Source organism: Reella acinonychis (assembly GCF_052384575.1).
In the GTDB taxonomy this organism is placed as follows: Bacteria; Pseudomonadota; Gammaproteobacteria; order Enterobacterales; family Pasteurellaceae; genus JBQSUQ01.
Genome location: NZ_JBQSUQ010000011.1, coordinates 39,839 through 60,044, shown reverse-complemented (window position 1 = coordinate 60,044; position 20,206 = coordinate 39,839). Strand labels below are relative to the sequence as shown.

Here is a 20,206-nt window from a genome sequence, read left to right as displayed (position 1 = left end):
AGAAAAATCCTCGTAACCACCAGAAGCGATTACGAGGATCATATTTAGATGAGATTAACCTTTAAATACTGGCAATACATCGAACATTGCAAGGAAGTGGAATGCTGCGGTAACAATACCAAACACAATACTTAATACAATAATGAAATTACCACCACAAACGGTAAAACCTTTGTCGCCATTTGGCATTGAGCGGGATTTCTTCGCTAATAAAGCTGGGATAATACAGGTCCAAATAGTTGCTACCGCACCTGCATAACCAATGGCTTTTAAGAAACCTAATGGGAAGGCAACAGATAAAATTAATGGAGGAAGGAAGGTGACTGCCCAAGATTTTGTTCGACCCACTCTGGTATTATCGAATTTAAAGAAATCCGCTAAGAAGTCGAACACGCCTAAACCCACACCAATAAAAGAAGACAGAATCGCCGCAATGGAGAACGCATTAATCGCTTGTTTAATTGAGCTTGATTCAACCACATTGCCTAATGCCGCTAATAAGGCATCAAGGTTTCCGCCTTGTGCTAATACAGGGGCGAATTGATCGCGAGATAAATTACCAAAAATAGATAGCACCCATAACAAATATAACGCCAATGCGATACCTGTACCACCCATAATAGCTAATTTTGCTTTTCGTTCATCCGCATAATAAGCACGCATGGTAGAAACGGAATGATGATAGCCAAAAGAAGTTAAAGCAACAGGCAATAACCCCATGGCATACATAGCATAATTGGAATCAGTCCCTTTGGTATCAAATAAAATGGCAAGATCGATATTTGCTGTTAAGCCAAATACGCTGAACACAAAAGAGAGCGCCATGAATAAGATCAAAATCACTGAAACGCGGTCAACAATGCGTGTGGAATGCCATACGAATAAGGAAAACACTAAAACAAAAATAATCGACCAAATTCGAGAGTCTAATTCAATAAAAGAACCCGCAAGCCCAGATAAAATACCGCCAGACGCCGTAGTGTAAGCATAGAGCAAAATACCACCTACGAAATAAACCGCTAAATTATTGATAATATTAGCTGTATTACCTAGCATATCCTTAGTAACAGTATTAAAAGAAGCACGCAAATCATAGTGTTTATAAGCTTCCAATAACAAACCGCCAGATAAGGTCATCACAAACATCGTTAAACAAATAGTTAGAACTGACCAAATTGTCCATGCACCAGCACCAGAAGCAGGTAAACCTAACATTCCAGCACCAACACAAACACTGGCGATAATACAAGCGCCGCCAAAAATGGAAGGTGTTTTTTTCATAATTTATTTCCTTATCTCAGAAAATCCATAAAAAAAGACCGCACTTTAATTAAAAAGTGCGGTGTAAATTAATTAAACTTCCGTTAAGCGTGCTGTGAAATGGCGCAATACTTTCGGCTCATACGTAAATGTCAAGCCTTTGATATTTTTCGCATTATCACGTACATGTTGGAAAGCTTCAATAATAAAGTCCATGTGCGTTTGTGTATAAGTTGCACGTGGAATAGTTAAACGCAGTAATTCAGCTGGGCAAGGTAATTGTTTACCTGTTTTTGGATCACGTCCTAATAAGAATGAACCAATTTCCACCGCACGAATACCCGCTACTTTATAAAGTTCACAAGCTAATGCTTGAGCTGGGAATTGATCCGCTGGGATATGTGGTAATAATTTACCTGCGTCAACAAACGCAGCATGGCCACCTGGTTGCTGACAAACCACACCAATTTTTTCTAATCCATTAACCAAATATTCAATTTGATTGATGCGGTAAGCTAACCAATCTTGACGCATACCATCGCGTAAACCAACTGCCAAACGCTCCATTGCGCCACCTTCCAAACCACCATAAGTTGGGAAACCTTCTTGTACTACGCAAAGGGTGCGGCATTCATTGTACACATCTTCCATTGATTTATCTTTGAAACAGAGTAAACCACCCATTGGCACCATGGCATCTTTCTTCGCAGACATCGCTAAGGCATCTGCATATTTGTAGCTTTCATAGGTAATTTGTTCAATGGTCCAGTCTTTATATTCTGGTTCACGTTGTTGGATAAAATAAGCATTTTCAGCGAAACGTGCAGAATCCATCACAACAGGAATATCGTATTTACGCGCAATTTCATACATGGCTTTCATATTTGCGAGAGAAACTGGCTGACCACCTGCTGAGTTACAAGTAATAGTACATACAATATAAGGGATATTATTAGCGCCGACTTCTTGGATACCTTGTTCTAATTTTTCTAAATCAAAGTTACCTTTAAAATCATGCTCAACGCCGGTATCAAAAGCTTCTTTAATATAGACATTACGAACTGTTGCGCCATTTAATTGGCTATGACCTTGAGTCGTATCAAAGAAATAGTTAGAGAATACTACCATTTTGCTACGATCTAAGCCTTTTTCTTGCTCACGTTTTTTAATTAAAACAGGAATATAGATTTGCTCAGCACCACGACCTTGGTGAGTTGGAATCGTATATTCATAACCAAAAATTTCTTTTACCGCATTTGCTAAGGCATAGTAGCTACGGCTACCACTATAGGCTTCATCGCCACGCAACATTGCAGCTTGCATATCTTGCGTAACTGCACCTGTACCACTATCGGTGAGTAAATCAATAAAAATGTCTTCACTATCTAATAAAAACGGGTTCATCCCTGCTCTCAAAATCGCTTCTTCACGATATTCACGCGTTGTGCGTTTTACAGGTTCAATAACACGAATACGGAATGGTTCTGGTAAATGTTTAAAGTTTTCCATAATTAAATCCTCTAAAATAGGTATAAAAAGACACAACAATTATATATTGTTGAAATAACTATAAATTAAATATTTAGAACGCGAGCGGTAACTCGCACAAGATTAGGCAATTATGGGAAAATACAACGAGAGTTTTGGGTCAACTAGCACCCAAACTTGATTAGGTGACAAAATTGGCAACATAAACTTATCCTTTAAGTAAGAGGTGACATAATTTATGATTTCCACATTGTTTCTCAACTGCACTTAACAATGCCACCACAAACATAATCGAATTCGTTTACTTTGTCACTGAGATTAATTCATAATTGTGAGCCACTTCACAAACTAAATGTAGAATATATAACAATAAAAAAGTGCGGTGTATTTCACCGCACTTTTTATCTTCAACTCAAAGCAATTAGACAATAGCGTTTTCCGCATTGACTTCGCCCATTTCACCAATGAAACGCACTTCTGGTGCTAAATACACATCAAATTTAGCAGCGACAGCTTGACGAATATGATGTGCTAATTCTAACACATCTAACGCAGTGGCATTTCCTTTGTTAATAATGACTAACGCTTGATTTTGATGAACTGCAGCACCACCAACGCTGTAACCTTTTAAGTTACATTGATCAATCAACCAACCGGCAGCCAATTTTACAAAGCCATCCGCTTGAGGATAGTTCGGTATGCTTGGATATTCGGCTTGTAAATCGCTAAATTGACGTTGTGTCACCACAGGATTTTTAAAGAAACTGCCAGCATTTCCCCACTCTTTTGGATTAGGTAATTTACTTTGACGCATCGCACAAACTTCATCAAAAATCTGTTGTGCAGTAACTGTATTTTCATCAAGATTAGCAAGGCTGCCATACTTAAGCACAGGTTTCCACTGTTTAGCTAATTTCAATCCAACAGCTGTCACCACAAAACCATGAGCATATTGGTGTTTGAAAATACTATCGCGATAGCCAAATTGACATTCATCACGCGTTAAACGAAAAACCGCGTTTTTTTCCAAATCCAGCACGTCAACGTAATCGCATACATCTTTAAATTCGACACCATAAGCACCAATATTTTGAATTGGTGCGGTGCCTGCACAACCAGGGATTAAAGCCAAATTTTCTAACCCTTTTATGCCTTGCTGTAACGACCATTGCACTAAATTATGCCAATTCTCGCCACCTGCAACATCTAAATAATGGAAGTCTTCATCTTGTGCATGAATAATCCCTTTCATTTTATTGACACAAACTGTACCAGCAAAATCACGCAAAAAGAGGACATTACTGCCTTCACCTAAAAATAGAAAAGGTTGATTATTTGCTTTTGCTTCATCCCAAGCTTGTTTAATTTGCTCAAGTGCGGTGATTTCCACGATATTTTTTGCTTGTGCATCAATAGCAAAGGTATGGTATTTTTTTAAACTGAACATACGACTCCTTAAGGCAATAATTGTTCAAGTTGCCATAAATTTTCATAGCTTTCACGATGACGAATAACAAAAGCTTGATCGCCATCAACCATAATTTCTGCGGTGCGCGGACGAGAATTATAGTTTGAACTCATGGTTGCACCATAAGCTCCCGCAGAACGTTGCGCAAGATAATCCCCTTCTTCAATGGCTAAAGTTCGCTGTTTACCTAAGAAATCAGCGGTTTCACAAATCGGTCCCACAACATCATAAGTATCTGCTGAACGCGCTAAAGTGCGGTCAATTTCAACGATATTCATATAAGCACTATATAAGGCAGGGCGAATCATATCATTCATACCCGCATCAACAATGGCAAAATGGCGATCTTCATTACGTTTAATGTATTCCACTTTTGTCACCAAAATACCCGCATTAGCAGTGATTGCACGCCCTGGCTCCAGAATAATCTCAAGTTGATAATCCTTTAGTTTCTCTAATAATGCTTTGGCATATTCTGTCGGATGAGGTGGGGTTTCATCAGTATAGGTCACACCTAAGCCACCACCGAGATCCAAATGTTGCAATACAATACATTCTTGTTTTAACTGTTCCATCAGCACAATTAAACGATCAGTAGCATCTAAGAAAGGTTGTAACTCAGTGAGTTGTGAACCAATATGGCAATCCATACCCGTTATTTTAATATGTGGTAATTTTGCTGCTTGGCGATAAACATCCAATGCCAATTCAACACTCACACCAAATTTGTTTTCTTTCAAACCCGTTGAAATATAAGGATGCGTATGAGCATCCACATCTGGATTCACGCGTAAGGAAATAGGCGCCACTTTTCCTAATCCCCCCGCCACATCATTAATACGATAGAGTTCAGGCAAACTTTCGACGTTAAAGCAACGAATACCCACTTGCAATGCTCGCTCAATTTCGGCTTCTGTTTTTGCCACACCTGAAAAAACAATTTTATGAGGTTCGCCACCCGCTTTTAACACGCGTTCTAATTCGCCTTGGGAAACAATATCAAATCCCGATCCCAATCTCGCCATGGTTTGTAATACAGCAATATTTGAATTAGATTTCACTGCAAAACAAATCAAATGAGGATAATCGCCAAACGCTTTATCAAAAGCGTGCCAATGACGTTCCAATGTGGCTTTTGAATAAATATAAAGCGGTGTGCCAAATTGTTGCGCTAATTGCTTAACAGGCAATGCTTCAGCAAAAAGCTGATTTCCTTGATACTGAAAAAAATCCATTTATCAACCCTATTTTTGCTGCGTTTGTTCCGTTTGATTGTTTTCTTGTGGGAAATATAAAGGTCCTTTCACGCCACAAGCTGCTACCATGCCACAAAGTGCGGTTAAAATTGCGAAAGAAATTAATTTTTTCATCATTCTGTCCTGTATAAAAACCTTTTCTTGCATTCTACACTATTTTATAGGCAATGTTTCATTTTATCGCTACCCTTAACCGCAAAAAATCTCTATAATTCAGGCTCAAAATGCAGAAAAAAGGATACAAAATGAACTTAGCTGAATTCCACCAAAATATTGAACAAGTTTGGGATCACATCGAAGAACAATGCGACGAACAAGATGCCGATGTCGATTTTGAGCGTCAAGGTTCTGTTTTTACCATGACCTTCGGCAATCGTTCACAAATTGTGATCAACAAACAAGAAGCTATGTTAGAACTCTGGTTGGCAAGTCGTTTGGGCGGATTACACTTTGCTTGGCAAAATGAAGATTGGATCAACGCTGAAGGCAAACGCTTTTATGATTGCTTATCTGAAGCTTGCGCCGCACATGGCGAAGAAGTGAGCTTTTCTTAATGTCCCTTTCCTCTGAAAGTGCGGTTAAAAATCCTCAAAATTTCACCGCACTTTCTCAAGCACAGCAGGTTCTACAACAGGTTTTTGGTTATCAATCCTTCCGCAAAGGGCAGGAAGAAGCCATTCATGCTGCATTACAAGGACAAGACAGTCTAATCGTCATGGCAACGGGTAATGGGAAATCTCTGTGCTATCAAATTCCTGCACTTTGCTTCAGCGGTTTGACCCTCGTTATTTCGCCCTTAATTTCTTTAATGAAAGATCAAGTTGATCAACTACTTGCCAATGGCATTGCCGCAGATTACCTCAATTCAACACAAAGTTATGAACAGCAACAACAGGTGCAAAATAAAGCGATTTCAGGACAACTTAAATTGCTTTATCTTTCACCTGAAAAAATCATGACAAACAGTTTTTTCAGTTTCATTTCCCATTGTCATGTAAGTTTTATTGCGATTGATGAAGCCCATTGTATTTCGCAATGGGGGCATGATTTTCGTCCTGAATATATTCAGTTAGGTAACCTCAAAAAAACTTTTCCTAATGCGCCGATTATGGCATTGACCGCAACGGCAGATCGCACAACTCGACAAGATATCCTGCAAAATCTGCACTTAAATCAACCGCACTTATATGTGGGTAGCTTTGATCGTGCCAATATTCGCTATACCTTAGTGGAAAAATTCAAACCAATTGAGCAATTATGTCATTTTGTGGCGGCACAAAAAGGAAAAAGTGGCATCGTCTATTGCAACAGTCGTAATAAATCGGAAAAAATCACAGAAGCATTGAAAAAACGTGGTATTGCTGCCGATTTCTACCACGCTGGCATGGATATTGCACAACGTGAACGTGTACAAAGTGATTTCCAGCGCGATAACATCCAAGTTGTTGTGGCAACTATTGCTTTTGGTATGGGTATTAATAAATCCAATGTGCGATTTGTGGCACATTTTGATCTTTCTCGTAGCATTGAAGCCTATTATCAAGAAACAGGACGCGCAGGGCGTGATGACTTGCCCGCGGAAGCAGTTCTTTTTTATGAGCCTTCTGATTACGCTTGGCTTTATAAAATGCTAATGGAAGAGCCTGAAAGTAATCAACGTGATATTAAACGACATAAATTAGAAGCCATTGGCGAATTTGCTGAAAGCCAAACTTGTCGCCGTTTGGTATTACTCAATTACTTCGGCGAAAATCGGCAAACACCTTGTAATAACTGCGATATTTGTCTCGATCCACCGAAAAAATACGATGCACTTATTGATGCACAAAAAATTCTGTCGACCATATACCGAACTGGTCAACGTTTTGGCGTGCAATATGTTATTGCCGTCATGCGTGGCATGAATAATCAAAAAATTCGCGAACATCAACACGATCAACTGAGCGTTTATGGTGTTGGTAAAGACAAAACCAAAGAATATTGGCAATCCGTCATTCGCCAATTAATTCATTTAGGTTTTATCCAACAAATCATGAATGAAGTAGGCGTTCAGCTTCAATTAACTGAAAGTGCAAGGGCTATTTTACTTGGACAACAAACATTACAACTTGCTACACCACGCCTTTCAGCGATGACGACAATTGCCGTACCACAAAAAGCCGCAGTAACCAATTACGACAAGGATCTCTTTGCTCGCTTACGCTTTTTGCGTAAACAAATTGCGGATAAAGAAAATATCCCACCTTATATTGTATTTAGCGACGCGACTCTACAAGAAATGGCTCGATACTTGCCTACGAGCAAAATTGAAATGTTGCAAATTAATGGTGTTGGTCATATTAAATGGGAACGTTTCGCCCAGCCCTTTATGGCAATTATTCAACAGCATAAAGCCAATCTGAATGCTTCCAACAACCTATTACAACTGAGTGAATAAAAAAACCGCACTAATAAAAGTGCGGTGTATTTTAAGGAAGTTTTGACGAAATTAAGCGAAATGTTTTTCTAAATCGTCGCTGCCGCCAATATATTGACCACCAATAAAGACTTGTGGCACGCTGGTTTTGCCAGTGATTGCACGCACAGAAATAGTTGACGCGTCACGACCTAATACGATTTCCTCAAAAGTATAACCTTTTTCTTTTAATAGGTTTTTCGCTTTAGCACAGAATGGGCAACCTGGTTTCGTAATAATAGAAACTGAAGGTTTTGCAGTCCAATCTGGTTTCAAATATTTGATCATGGTATCAGCATCAGAAACCTTAAATGGATCGCCTGGCTCTTGTGGCTCAATAAACATTTTTTCTACCACACCATTTTTCACCAACATAGAATAACGCCAAGAACGTTTACCAAAACCTAAGTCTTCTTTGCCCACTAACATGCCCATGCCTTCAGTGAACTCGCCGTTACCATCTGGAATAACAGTAATGTTTTCAGACTCTTGATCCATTTTCCACGCGTTCATTACAAAGGTATCATTCACAGACATACAAATAATGTCATCAACACCTAACGCTTTGAATTCGCAAGCTAATTCGTTATAACGAGGTAAATGCGTTGAAGAACAAGTTGGAGTAAAAGCGCCTGGCAATGAGAAAAGCACTACTGTCTTATTATCGAATAAATCAGCAGAAGTAAGATCAACCCAAGCATCACCTTGGCGAGTATGGAATGTAACTTGAGGGACTTTTTTCCCTTCCATATTTGACATAATAATCTCCCATTTTTATTAAGGTTGTTTTTCCACGTGAGATTATAACGAATTTTATGATATAGTTACAAACTGTTACTCCCGATTGATTAGGTCATATTAATAAGAGATTTGTATGAATATCCGAGATTTAGAATATCTTGTCGCCTTGTCCGAATATAAACATTTTCGTCGTGCAGCTGAAGTTTGTCATGTCAGCCAGCCAACGTTAAGTGGACAAATTCGCAAGTTAGAAGATGAACTCGGCACCATATTATTAGAACGTACTAGCCGTAAAGTGCTTTTCACCCAATCGGGCCTGCTCTTAGTTGAACAGGCGAAAACCATCCTAAGAGAAGTCAAATTACTGCGCGAAATGGCAAGCAATCAAAGCAAAGAAATGAGTGGGCCATTACACATTGGTGTCATTCCAACCATCAGCCCTTATTTATTGCCTTATATTATGCCGACATTAAAGCGTGAATATCCGGATTTAGAACTTTTCCTTTATGAAGCACAAACCGCTCAATTAGTCGATCAACTAGAAAGTGGACGATTAGACTGCGCCATTGTCGCCGCTGCAGAAGAAGCTGATCCATTTATCAATGTGCCTATTTTCAACGAAAAAATGCTGTTGGCGGTTTCTGAACATCATCATTGGGCAAAAGAAAAACAAATCAAACTGTCCGAATTAAAAGGTAAAGCCATTTTAATGCTCGACGACGGACATTGTCTGCGCGATCAAGCCTTAGGTTATTGCTTTACCGCTGGCGCAAAAGAAGATACCCATTTCCAAGCAACCAGCCTAGAAACTTTGCGCAATATGGTGGCGTCCAATGCGGGCATTACTCTAATGCCTCAACTTGCAATGTTACATGATGCAAACCGTCAAGGTGTTACTTATATTCCTTGTACTGATCCCGAGCCGACACGCTCAATTAGCTTAATTTATCGTCCCGGATCGCCGCTACGCCAACGCTATGAGCGAATTGCACAAACTATTGCAAATACCATCAAGCCAATATTAGTTGAGAAATAAAAATGGCAGGAATTCGAGCGCTCCAAAAAGAAAAAACACGCCGCGCCTTAATTAACGCAGCCTTTAACCAACTTACCGCTGAAAAAAACTTCGCTAATCTAAGCTTGCGTGAAGTATCTCGCGAAGCCGGCATTGCGCCAACCTCTTTCTATCGTCATTTCAAAGATATGGAAGAATTGGGGTTAATTATGGTGGATGAAGCAGGTTTAACCTTACGCCAACTCATGCGCCAAGCACAAAAACGCCTGCGCAACGGAGGCAGTGTGATTGAAGTGTCCATTGACACCTTTTTTGAATTTATCGAAAACAGCCCCAATGTTTTTCGCCTATTATTACGCGAAAGCTCTGGCACATCTTTGCTTTTTCGCACCGCAGTTTCACGCGAGATTAAACATTTCACCGATGAATTAGGCGAATTTATTGCCTATAAATTCAATTACTCGCGTCATGTGGGCTATGTACAAGCGGAAGCTAGCGTTACCCTCACATTTAATGCCATGTCAAAAGCACTGGATATGGATAAAAAAGAACGAGCAGAATTAAAAGAACGAGTGGTTTTACAATTACGCATGATCGCCAAAGGCGCACAATTCGCAGCTGAAAAGGAAAAACTCTCGCAAGTTAAAAATTAATCTAATTGCAATGTGTTCTTTTTGCAAAGGTTCAAACAAAAAGTGCGGTGAAAACTTATTGATTTTCCACCGCACTTTTATCAATTAGCTGACTTAGAATTTTTGAACGAAATCAGCGTAAGCTTTAATAAAGTTCTCTAATAATTGTTTCACTGAATCAGAAGCAATTTCGCCTTGTTCATTAAATACGCCACTGAAAATGCCACTGATATTAGCTGCAAAAGGAAGGGTTGGCATATTGATAAAACCACCAGCAGCAATAACGCGTAATTGATCTGCAGTGCGAATACCGCCTGAACCGCCTAAAGAAACAATACCTGCAGGTTTACCTGGCCATAAGCTTGAACCCATTGGACGAGAGCCAACATCGATTGCATTTTTAATCATTGCTGGTACGCCACTGTTGTGTTCTGGTGCAACAAATAACACACCATCAGAAGCCGCAATTTCAGAACGGAAACGCTTGTATTGTTCTGGGCTATTTTCATCTAAATCGCGATCATATAAAGGTAAGTCTGCAATTTCAATCACATTTAATTGAAGACTTTCTGGTGCGATTTGTTTTAAATGGTTGACAACAATTTTACTTAATGATGTTTTGCTATTACTACCCACTAGCACTGCAATTTGTTTTGCCATATTCTTTTCCTTTTTCTTATGTTGAGATTTTCGATTTTCATTCTAACGCGTTCCACAAAAATGGCAAACGCAAATTTCGTTAATACATTTTCAACTAATAATAAATAATGGACAAGATAACATCATTGATATGGGCAAATTCGCCGACAAATGCGGAAAAGTGCGGTGTTTTTTTAAGGATTTTTGTGTAGAATGTAGAACAATTTAGTGATAACAAAAGGAGAGGATTATGACAAAAATTATTCATACTGATAACGCACCTGCTGCAATTGGCCCTTATGTACAAGCAGTTGATTTAGGCAATTTAGTTCTCACTTCAGGGCAAATCCCTGTTAATCCTGCGACAGGCGAAGTGCCAGCGGATATCGTTGCACAAGCGCGTCAATCATTGGAAAATGTCAAAGCCATTATTGAACAAGCCGGTTTAACTGTGGGTGATATCGTAAAAACAACGGTATTTGTGAAAGATTTAAACCATTTCGCTGCCGTCAATGCGGAATATGAGCGTTTCTTTAAAGAAAATAATCATCCAAATTTCCCCGCACGTTCTTGCGTGGAAGTAGCTCGTTTACCAAAAGATGTTGGCGTTGAAATTGAAGCTATTGCAGTGAGAAAATAAACCTATGTCATCACAATTTAAATTAATTGGTTTTGATTTAGATGGGACGTTGGTCAACAGCCTGCCCGATTTAGCCTTATCCGTTAACTCTGCCTTAGCAGAATTCGGCTTACCGCAAGCGGATGAAGAATTGGTCTTGACTTGGATTGGCAATGGCGCTGATGTACTGATTAGTCGTGCATTAAATTGGGCAAGCCAACAATCTCAAATCAATCTGACAGAACAACAAACGCAACAATTAAAACAACGTTTTAATGTTTATTATGGCGAAAATATTTGCAATGTCAGTCAGTTATACCCAAATGTCAAATCCACGCTGGAACAGTTGAAAGCGCAAGGTTTTATCTTAGCAGTGGTGACCAACAAGCCAACGCAACATGTTCAACCTGTGTTGAAAGCCTTTGGTATCGATCATTTATTTAGTGAAACCTTAGGTGGACAGTCCTTACCGGCGATTAAGCCTCATCCAGCTCCATTGTATTATTTATGTGGCAAATTTGGGCTGTACCCACATCAAATACTCTTTGTGGGAGACTCACGCAATGACATTATTGCGGCTCATTCTGCAGGCTGTGCAGCGGTCGGATTAACCTATGGCTATAACTACAATATTCCTATTGCGGAGAGCAAGCCTGATTGGGTATTCTCAGACTTTGCCGATATTTTAACTATTGTATAAAACTGCGGTGGAAAAATTCCATTTTTTATAGGCGTACTCGCGACACCTCTTTTATCAAGGATAAGCAAATGACAAAACCTGTTGTATTAAGTGGCGTACAGCCCTCTGGCGAACTCACTATTGGTAACTATCTTGGCGCACTACGCCAATGGACAAAAATGCAAGATGACTACGAATGTCTATTTTGTATCGTGGATTTACATGCAATCACTGTCCGCCAAGATCCCGCAACTTTACGCAAAGCCACATTAGATGTACTTGCACTCTATTTAGCTTGCGGGATTGATCCAGAAAAAAGCACCATTTTCATTCAATCTCATGTGCCTGAGCATAGCCAATTAGCTTGGATTTTAAATTGCTACACCTATTTCGGTGAAATGGGGCGCATGACGCAATTTAAAGATAAATCTAGTAAGCATGCGGACAATATCAATGTGGGTCTTTTCACTTATCCAGTATTAATGGCAGCGGATATTTTGCTTTATCAAGCCCATCAAGTGCCTGTTGGTGAAGATCAACGTCAACATTTAGAAATTACGCGTGATATTGCTAATCGTTTCAATGCGCTTTATGGTGAAGATCAATTTGTGATCCCAGAAGCTTTTATTCCAAAAGCAGGCGCTAAAATTATGGCGTTACAGGAGCCGACGAAAAAAATGTCGAAATCCGATGATAACCGCAATAATGTGATTACCTTGTTGGAAGATCCAAAATCCGTTGAGAAAAAAATCAAACGTGCAATGACGGATAGCGACGAGCCACCTGTTGTGCGCTATGACGTAGAAAATAAAGCAGGCGTATCCAACTTGTTGGAAATCCTTTCTGTGATCAGCGATAAGCCAATTTCAGCATTAGAAGCAGAATTTGAAGGCAAAATGTATGGTCATTTGAAAGGTGCAGTAGCTGAAGAAGTGGTGAAAATGTTGACAGAATTACAACAACGTTTCCACCATTATCGCAATGACGAAGCATTACTGAATCGTATTGCTGCGGAAGGCGCACGTAAAGCACGCGAACGTGCAGCAAAAACATTAGCGAAAGTCTATGATGCGGTTGGTTTTGTGGCTGCCAAATAAACTTTCAAAGCAAATAATGGTCTAACTAAGGCGTGTGATAAGCACGCCTTAATTTTTAGGGAAAGAAGATGAAAACAATTAAAATTTTAACCGCACTTTTTGCGCTAGGAACAGCCTCTTTGAGCTATGCAGAAAGCTACAATATCAAATACAGTTCTAATTACTTAATGCCGGCCTATGTGAATTTTAATGAAACTGGTAGCCAATATACCATTCACGCCAAAATTAATGTGCCACTTTATAAAATCGAATTCATTTCATCAGGCAACCAAGCCAACCGCCAATTCCATATGCTCAATTACAAAGATACCCGTAATGGCAAAACTTATGCTCAAGCTAAAATTAATGGAAAACAAATTGAATATGGCAAACTTAAAAGTGGCTTAAAAACCGAAGCTATTGATGTGCCAACCTATGATTTATTTACCATGGCATTTCAGTTAAGTTATTACGATAAATTGCCAGTCAATTTCATTACCACTAATGGCAAAAAACTCTATCCAATGAATAATGTGTTTGTGAAAAAAAGCGAACGCAATGTGAAATTAGATAAAGCAACAAGCGCAACTGAAATTACTTATACATTCCATACCGGCGATAAAGATATTACGGTAAAAAAATACGCTGGCGAGAAATTCCCTCGTTACTTAAAATATAGCCGAGATGGCGATGATTACGAGCTTACCTTTAGTGAATTTGTAAAATAAAGATTGGAGGTTGATATGAAAAAACTAATCAAATTAGGTGTGATTGGTTTAAGTGTTATCCTCTCTGGTTGCACGATGTTACTATGGGATTATGATCCCGTAACGGAAGAAACGGTAAAAAGAGAAGACTTTGCTAAAGACAACGTACGCGCCTTTGGGCAAACGAAAACGAATCAGCAATTAGTGATGATGGGAGATACCTATTGGTATTTCATTAATCCTGAGGAAAGTGCTGAATTGTTTAAGGTGCTAAACACGAAATTACCCAAAGCCTTTTCAACTGCACAAAATCAGCCATTTAATGTGGTGTTAAGTGAAAATGCAAAATCATTTTATTCCAACTTTACTTTATATTACGAACCTCAAAACAGTAAAGAAAAGGCGATTTTAGAAAATCTGGGATTTAATCCTACAAAACAAAACCCAAAACTGTATAACAAGGGTTACCGTTTAACTGGTGAGATGTACCTTAAAGCTAATGATGTAGCGAGAAATTACCAATTTGAAACCCCATTGCCAATTCATATTAAAACCGAAAAAACATCAACCAAAATAACTGATCCTGTAGGGTTTGTGGCAAAAGTAGTAGCAACTCCTGCAATGTTGGTGGGCGATGTGGCTTTAGTTGGATTAGCGATTTTATTATCACCGATTGCGGCAATAAGCAATTAATTTAAATCACGAGATGATAAAAAAGGGGGTATGAAAACACCCTTTTTATTATTTCTTCTTTTGTGTGGCATTCATAAATTATCAAAAATTCCACCGCACTTTTTTATAACTAACGAGGTTTATACAACTTCATCGCTTCTGGTAATAAACGTTGTAAGTTTGCTTGACGCGCATTATCACTTGGGTGCGTTGAGAACAAGTTGGCTAATCCACTTTCGCCACCACCCGCTTGTTTCATTTTTTGCCATAATCCCGGGGCAGCTTGTGGATTATATCCAGATTTAGCCATCAGCATTAAACCTACTTCATCCGCTTCTGTTTCATTACTACGAGAATAAGGTTTGGAAGCAATTAAATCCACTGCGCCACTACCCAATCCGCTCGCATCAGCACCTAAAGCAATAGAAGCACCAATATCAAGAACAGTACCAAAAATGGTCGTTGCAACACCCACATTACGAGAAGACTTGCCATGCTCTTTTAACGCATGCGCCATTTCATGCCCCATTACAGTAGCAATTTCTTCATCATTCAGTTTTAAATTATCCACTAATCCAGTATAGAACATCATTTTACCGCCTGGCATTGCCCAAGCATTCAGTTCTTTACTTTTAACAACTGCAATTTGCCAGTTAAATTTCACACCAGTTTGGTTTTCTTGCCTTGCATAAGGCACCATTTGATGGAATACATTTTGAATACGTTTTGATGTGGTAGAGCTAGTATCTAATACGCCTTTTGCTCTAGCTTCTGCCAATACTTGCGCATATTGACCTTCAGACTCTCGGTTAATTTCCGCTGTTGTGGCACAACCTGTTAATACAGCACTGCCTAAAGCAACAACGACAAATTTTTTATTTACGCTTAACATAACGATTTCCTAAGTAAAAAAATACCGCTTTGTTGGCGCAAAGCGGTATATTATCAATTAATTATTTCTTAGCGCGTTCGAAAGATTCGAGGATTTCTTGACGTGCTTCATTCACATCGCCCCATCCTTCAACTTTCACCCATTTACCTGCTTCTAATGCTTTATAGCTTTCGAAGAAGTGTTGGATTTGTGCTTTTAATAAAGCTGGAAGATCGTTCACATCTTTAATGTGATCATATTCTTTGCTTAATTTTGTATGTGGTACAGCGATAACTTTTGCATCACCACCCGCTTCGTCTGTCATTTTTAATACGCCAACTGGACGGCAACGGATCACTGAACCTGGTTGTAATGGATATGGTGTTGGCACCAATACATCCACAGGATCGCCATCTGATGATAAGGTGTTATTGACATAACCATAGTTGGCTGGATAGAACATTGCTGTTGCCATGAAACGGTCAACAAATAATGTACCGGTTTCTTTATCTACTTCATATTTAATTGGATCTGAATTCGCTGGAATTTCAATCACAACATAAATATCATCTGGTAATTCTTTACCTGCTGGTACGCTTTCTAAACCCATTTTGGCTTCCTTCTTATAAGAACAGTTAATAAACACATGGATTATAACGAGATTTAGTTGGTTTTGCTAGAAAGTGCGGTTAGAATACTAAAAATTTTTCATGATTTAAGGATATAACTATGCCAACACTCAGTGTCGCTATGATTGTCAAAAATGAAAGCCAAGATCTTGCTTTGTGTTTAGATACAGTGAAAGATTGGGTGGATGAAATTATTATCCTTGATAGCGGAAGCACTGATAATACTGAACAAATTGCGCGTGATTATGGTGCGAAATTCTACCAAAATACAGATTGGCAGGGATTCGGCAAACAACGTCAATTAGCACAGCAATATGTCACCAGCGATTATGTTCTTTGGTTAGATGCAGATGAACGTGTCACTGACGATTTACGTCAATCCATTCAAGTCGCTGTGGCAAAAAATGCCTCAGATACCGTATTTAGACTCCCTCGTTTAAGTTCTGTATTTGGACGTGAAATTCGCCATTCAGGTTGGTATCCCGATTATGTGGTGCGTTTATATCCTACCCATTTTGCTCAATATGGCGATGAATTAGTGCATGAACGGGTGCATTATCCCGACAACGCTAAAGTAGAGAAACTCAAAGGCGACTTATTACATTTCACTTACAAAAGCGTTCATCATTATTTAATCAAATCCGCTAATTACGCAAAAGCTTGGGCGGAACAACGTCAAAACAAAGGCAAAACAGCCAGTTTATTCGATGGTGTTTCTCATGCGTTAGCTTGCTTTGTGAAAATGTATTTATTTAAAGCAGGCTTTTTAGACGGCAAACAAGGCTTTTTATTGGCAGTCCTTTCTGCACATTCGACTTTTGTAAAATATGCAGAACTTTGGCAACGGACAAAAACGCAATAATAAGATCGTCAAATTTAAAAATTCCCTTTATAATGACCGCACTTTTCCGCAAAGTGCGGTTATTTTCATTCAAATTTTACAAGGAACTTTGCTCATGACAATGTTAAAAAACGATCGTTATTTGCGTGCTTTATTGCGTGAACCAGTGGATTACACGCCAGTATGGATGATGCGTCAAGCTGGGCGTTATTTGCCGGAATACAAAGCAACTCGCGCACAAGCGGGCGATTTTATGTCCCTTTGTCGTAACGCAGAGTTAGCTTGTGAGGTCACCTTACAACCACTACGTCGTTACGATCTTGATGCGGCAATTCTCTTTTCTGATATTTTAACCATTCCTGATGCCATGGGATTAGGATTAAGTTTTGGTGCAGGCGAAGGGCCAAAATTTGCTAAACCTATTGAAAACGTATTAGATGTGAAAAACCTTCCAATTCCTGATCCTGAAGGCGAACTACAATATGTCATGAATGCTGTGCGAACCATTCGCAGAGAATTAAAAGGCGAAGTGCCACTCATTGGTTTTTCTGGCAGTCCTTGGACACTTGCCACTTATATGGTTGAAGGTGGTTCAAGCAAAGCCTTCACGAAAATCAAGAAAATGATGTACGCCGATCCGCAACTTTTATATCAACTATTAGATAAAGTTGCCGACGCAGTCATCCTTTATTTAAACGCACAAATCAAAGCCGGTGCACAAGCGGTTATGATTTTCGACACTTGGGGCGGCGTGTTGGCACATCGTGACTATATTGATTTCTCATTACAATATATGCACAAAATCGTCGATGGCTTAATTCGTGAAAACGAAGGCAGAAAAGTACCAGTCACCCTGTTTACTAAAGGCGGTGGCTTATGGTTAGAACAGATTGCAAACACTGGTTGTGATGCGGTTGGTTTAGATTGGACTGTGAATATTGCGGATGCGAAAGCGCGCATTGGTCATAAAGTCGCTTTACAAGGCAACATGGATCCTTCAGTTTTATATGGCAGCGCTGAACGCATTGAACAAGAAGTGCGGTCTATTTTGGCTGACTTTGGACAGGGTTCGGGTCATGTATTTAATCTAGGTCATGGCATTCATTTAGATGTGCCAGTAGAAAATCCAAAAATCTTCGTTGATGCCATTCACGAATGGTCAAAACCTTACCACAAATAAATTTGGAGAACAAAATGCGTAATCCAATACATAAACGGCTTGAACGTTTTGAAACTTGGCAAAATCTCACTTTTATGGCGTGCTTATGTGAGCGGATGTATCCCAATTATCATCTGTTCTGCCAAGTAACTGAACAAGAAGACTTCGCTAAAGTTTATCAAAATATTTTGAACTTAGTGTGGGAGCATCTCACTGTCAAGGGCGCAAAAATTAATTTTGAGAATCAGTTAGAAAAGCTAGAAAGTATTATTCCTGATGTCAATGATTACGATTTTTTTGGCGTAGTTCCAGCATTGGACGCTTGCGAAGCACTTTCCGAATTATTGCATAGCGTTATTGCAGGATCGACTTTAGAACAAGCGATTAAACTCAGCCAACTTTCATTACAAACTATTGCCACTATGTTGGAAACACAGCAAGACAAAAGTTTATCCGAGTCCGAGCTAAAAAGTGCGGTAGAAATTGAAGAAGAATTGGATGTGCAATGGCAAATTTATCGCCTTCTTAAAGAACAAGAAGAACGTGATGTAGATCTCATTTTGGATCTCAAAAATGAACTTCGCAGCAATGGAATTTCAAATATTGGTGTAGAAATCCAAAAATAATTGTGATCTTTAACAAAATTTACAAAATAATGCTTTGATTTTAGCCATACTTCGCTTAAGCTAATGAGGCTGATTCAGCAGATATAAATTATCAAGGTAAAACAAATTTTGCTTTACCCCTCCAATAACGTTATATAGAACAAAATTTAAGGTATTTCATATGAACAAAACGGATTTAATTGATGCTATTGCAACTGCTGCAAATTTAACCAAAAAAGATGCAAAAGCAGCATTAGAAGCAACTTTAGGTGCAATTACCTCTAGCTTAAAATCTGGCGAACCTGTGCAATTAATCGGCTTTGGTACATTCAAAGTGAGCGAGCGTAAAGCACGTACAGGTCGTAACCCACAAACTGGTGCGGAAATCAAAATCCCAGCATCAAAAGTACCAGCGTTCGTTGCAGGTAAAGCATTAAAAGACGAAGTAAATGGTTAATTTATTTCTCATCTAATATCCAACCCTACCTCATGGTAGGGTTTTTTATTGCTAAAATTTCTTTCATTGCTATTTACATTATCATTTTTCTCTATATAATTTCGCTTCAAAACAAAATTGGCATATTTTATTAATGAAACGAAACTTAAGTCATCGTAACACGCAACAACGTCGCCACCATATTATGCAGTTATTACAACAGCAAGGTGAAGTGAGCGTAGAACAATTAGTCCAGCTTTTTGAAACATCAGAAGTCACTATTCGTAAAGATCTGACCGCCCTAGAAAATAATGGGTTTCTACTGCGTCGTTACGGCGGAGCCATTCTTATGCCGAAAGATTTTATTGAGGATGAACAAGATGCTGAAGTTTCGAAACGAAAGATTGCCATTGCAAAAGCAGCGGCGCAATGCATTAAAGATCATCACCGCATTATTGTGGATAGTGGTAGCACAACCAAATCGCTCATTAAACAACTAGAAGGTAAACAGGGATTGGTGGTCATGACCAATTCTATGTCGGTAGCAACTGAATTACACGCTTTGGAAAATGAGCCTACATTATTAATGACTGGTGGCACTTGGGATACGCGTTCAGAATCCTTCCAAGGAAAAGTGGCAGAACAAGTGTTACGCTCTTACGATTTTGATCAGTTATTTATCGGTGCAGATGGCTTGGACTTGGAACGAGGAACAACAACCTTCAATGAATTAGTGGGTTTAAGTCAAGTGATGGCGGAAGTGGCACGAGAAGTTATCGTTATGATTGAAAGCCAAAAAATTGGTCGAAAAATCCCGAATTTAGAGTTGGGCTGGGAACAAATTGACGTACTAATTACAGACGATTTATTGTCAGTACAGGATAAAGCAATCATTGAACAACATCATGTGAAAGTGATTATTGCTAAATAAATTTAATAAATGGGCATTGCCCTTAAT

Annotated in this window: 24 protein-coding genes; 14 read left to right on the top strand and 10 right to left on the bottom strand. The window is 39.1% G+C overall.

Features of this window, described 5'->3' with window-relative positions; all coding sequences use genetic code 11:
- Positions 1–54 precede the first annotated feature (54 nt).
- The 6 genes from ACT2CV_RS05520 to lptM form a co-directional block, all read right to left on the bottom strand.
- The gene (locus ACT2CV_RS05520; protein ID WP_464973169.1) at positions 55–1,281 is read right to left on the bottom strand and encodes an aromatic amino acid transporter; all 1,227 of its coding nucleotides are present in this window, start codon (positions 1,279–1,281) and stop codon (positions 55–57) included.
- 72 nt (positions 1,282–1,353) lie between these two features.
- Positions 1,354–2,769 (bottom strand): tryptophanase, encoded by a 1,416-nt coding sequence (gene tnaA / locus ACT2CV_RS05515; protein WP_464973170.1) that lies wholly within the window; start codon positions 2,767–2,769, stop codon positions 1,354–1,356.
- A 102-nt stretch (positions 2,770–2,871) separates the two neighbouring features.
- Entirely contained in the window at positions 2,872–2,952 is an 81-nt protein-coding gene (tnaC, locus tag ACT2CV_RS05510; RefSeq protein ID WP_464973962.1) for a tryptophanase leader peptide, read from the bottom strand.
- 217 nt (positions 2,953–3,169) lie between these two features.
- Positions 3,170–4,195 (bottom strand): UDP-N-acetylmuramate dehydrogenase, encoded by a 1,026-nt coding sequence (murB, locus tag ACT2CV_RS05505; RefSeq protein WP_464973171.1) that lies wholly within the window; start codon positions 4,193–4,195, stop codon positions 3,170–3,172.
- 8 nt (positions 4,196–4,203) lie between these two features.
- On the bottom strand, positions 4,204–5,451 hold the full coding sequence (lysA, locus tag ACT2CV_RS05500) for a diaminopimelate decarboxylase (protein WP_464973172.1): 1,248 nt from the start codon (positions 5,449–5,451) through the stop codon (positions 4,204–4,206).
- 9 nt (positions 5,452–5,460) lie between these two features.
- Positions 5,461–5,586: an LPS translocon maturation chaperone LptM gene (lptM, locus tag ACT2CV_RS05495; RefSeq protein WP_464973963.1), complete on the bottom strand. Its 126-nt coding sequence runs from the start codon at positions 5,584–5,586 to the stop codon at positions 5,461–5,463.
- 131 nt (positions 5,587–5,717) lie between these two features.
- On the opposite strand from lptM, the gene cyaY reads away from it, so the two are divergent.
- Positions 5,718–6,026 (top strand): iron donor protein CyaY, encoded by a 309-nt coding sequence (cyaY, locus tag ACT2CV_RS05490; protein ID WP_464973173.1) that lies wholly within the window; start codon positions 5,718–5,720, stop codon positions 6,024–6,026.
- Positions 6,026–7,909, top strand: a complete 1,884-nt coding sequence (recQ, locus tag ACT2CV_RS05485; protein ID WP_464973174.1) for a DNA helicase RecQ — start codon at positions 6,026–6,028, stop codon at positions 7,907–7,909. Before cyaY ends, recQ begins: the two co-directional genes overlap by 1 nt.
- Positions 7,910–7,960: 51 nt before the next feature.
- On the opposite strand, the gene ACT2CV_RS05480 is transcribed toward recQ, so the two are convergent.
- A complete protein-coding gene (locus tag ACT2CV_RS05480; protein WP_464973175.1) occupies positions 7,961–8,686 on the bottom strand; it encodes a glutathione peroxidase in 726 nt (241 codons plus the stop codon).
- A 115-nt stretch (positions 8,687–8,801) separates the two neighbouring features.
- Here ACT2CV_RS05480 and oxyR point away from each other — a divergent pair, with 115 nt between their 5' ends.
- Complete coding sequence (gene oxyR, locus ACT2CV_RS05475) at positions 8,802–9,704, top strand: DNA-binding transcriptional regulator OxyR (RefSeq protein WP_464973176.1); 903 nt, start codon at positions 8,802–8,804, stop codon at positions 9,702–9,704.
- 2 nt (positions 9,705–9,706) lie between these two features.
- Positions 9,707–10,336, top strand: coding sequence for an HTH-type transcriptional repressor FabR (gene fabR / locus ACT2CV_RS05470; RefSeq protein WP_464973177.1), 630 nt, complete (start codon positions 9,707–9,709; stop codon positions 10,334–10,336).
- A gap of 93 nt (positions 10,337–10,429) precedes the next feature.
- Here fabR and ACT2CV_RS05465 read toward each other — a convergent pair whose 3' ends face one another.
- A complete protein-coding gene (locus tag ACT2CV_RS05465; protein WP_464973178.1) occupies positions 10,430–10,975 on the bottom strand; it encodes an NADPH-dependent FMN reductase in 546 nt (181 codons plus the stop codon).
- A 229-nt stretch (positions 10,976–11,204) separates the two neighbouring features.
- On the opposite strand from ACT2CV_RS05465, the gene ACT2CV_RS05460 reads away from it, so the two are divergent.
- From ACT2CV_RS05460 to ACT2CV_RS05440, 5 genes are all read left to right on the top strand, one after another.
- Positions 11,205–11,594, top strand: coding sequence for a RidA family protein (locus ACT2CV_RS05460; RefSeq protein ID WP_464973179.1), 390 nt, complete (start codon positions 11,205–11,207; stop codon positions 11,592–11,594).
- Positions 11,595–11,598: 4 nt separating this feature from the next.
- Positions 11,599–12,273 (top strand): phosphoglycolate phosphatase, encoded by a 675-nt coding sequence (locus ACT2CV_RS05455; protein ID WP_464973180.1) that lies wholly within the window; start codon positions 11,599–11,601, stop codon positions 12,271–12,273.
- Positions 12,274–12,341: 68 nt separating this feature from the next.
- Positions 12,342–13,349, top strand: coding sequence for a tryptophan--tRNA ligase (gene trpS / locus ACT2CV_RS05450; protein ID WP_464973181.1), 1,008 nt, complete (start codon positions 12,342–12,344; stop codon positions 13,347–13,349).
- A 68-nt stretch (positions 13,350–13,417) separates the two neighbouring features.
- Entirely contained in the window at positions 13,418–14,056 is a 639-nt protein-coding gene (locus ACT2CV_RS05445; RefSeq protein WP_464973182.1) for a hypothetical protein, read from the top strand.
- 15 nt (positions 14,057–14,071) lie between these two features.
- Positions 14,072–14,728: a hypothetical protein gene (locus tag ACT2CV_RS05440; RefSeq protein WP_464973183.1), complete on the top strand. Its 657-nt coding sequence runs from the start codon at positions 14,072–14,074 to the stop codon at positions 14,726–14,728.
- A gap of 109 nt (positions 14,729–14,837) precedes the next feature.
- Here ACT2CV_RS05440 and ACT2CV_RS05435 read toward each other — a convergent pair whose 3' ends face one another.
- Both ACT2CV_RS05435 and ppa read right to left on the bottom strand, forming a co-directional pair.
- Complete coding sequence (locus tag ACT2CV_RS05435) at positions 14,838–15,599, bottom strand: M48 family metallopeptidase (protein ID WP_464973184.1); 762 nt, start codon at positions 15,597–15,599, stop codon at positions 14,838–14,840.
- A gap of 61 nt (positions 15,600–15,660) precedes the next feature.
- Entirely contained in the window at positions 15,661–16,188 is a 528-nt protein-coding gene (gene ppa, locus ACT2CV_RS05430; protein WP_464973185.1) for an inorganic diphosphatase, read from the bottom strand.
- 119 nt (positions 16,189–16,307) lie between these two features.
- On the opposite strand from ppa, the gene ACT2CV_RS05425 reads away from it, so the two are divergent.
- The 5 genes from ACT2CV_RS05425 to ACT2CV_RS05405 all read left to right on the top strand — a co-directional run bounded on the left by ACT2CV_RS05425 (position 16,308) and on the right by ACT2CV_RS05405 (position 20,179).
- Entirely contained in the window at positions 16,308–17,069 is a 762-nt protein-coding gene (locus tag ACT2CV_RS05425) for a glycosyltransferase family 2 protein (protein WP_464973186.1), read from the top strand.
- Positions 17,070–17,163: 94 nt separating this feature from the next.
- A complete protein-coding gene (gene hemE, locus ACT2CV_RS05420) occupies positions 17,164–18,228 on the top strand; it encodes a uroporphyrinogen decarboxylase (protein ID WP_464973187.1) in 1,065 nt (354 codons plus the stop codon).
- A gap of 14 nt (positions 18,229–18,242) precedes the next feature.
- Positions 18,243–18,833: a YjaG family protein gene (locus ACT2CV_RS05415; protein ID WP_464973188.1), complete on the top strand. Its 591-nt coding sequence runs from the start codon at positions 18,243–18,245 to the stop codon at positions 18,831–18,833.
- 160 nt (positions 18,834–18,993) lie between these two features.
- Complete coding sequence (locus ACT2CV_RS05410) at positions 18,994–19,269, top strand: HU family DNA-binding protein (protein ID WP_464973189.1); 276 nt, start codon at positions 18,994–18,996, stop codon at positions 19,267–19,269.
- Between the two features lie 133 nt (positions 19,270–19,402).
- The gene (locus ACT2CV_RS05405; protein ID WP_464973190.1) at positions 19,403–20,179 is read left to right on the top strand and encodes a DeoR/GlpR family DNA-binding transcription regulator; all 777 of its coding nucleotides are present in this window, start codon (positions 19,403–19,405) and stop codon (positions 20,177–20,179) included.
- Positions 20,180–20,206 lie beyond the last annotated feature (27 nt).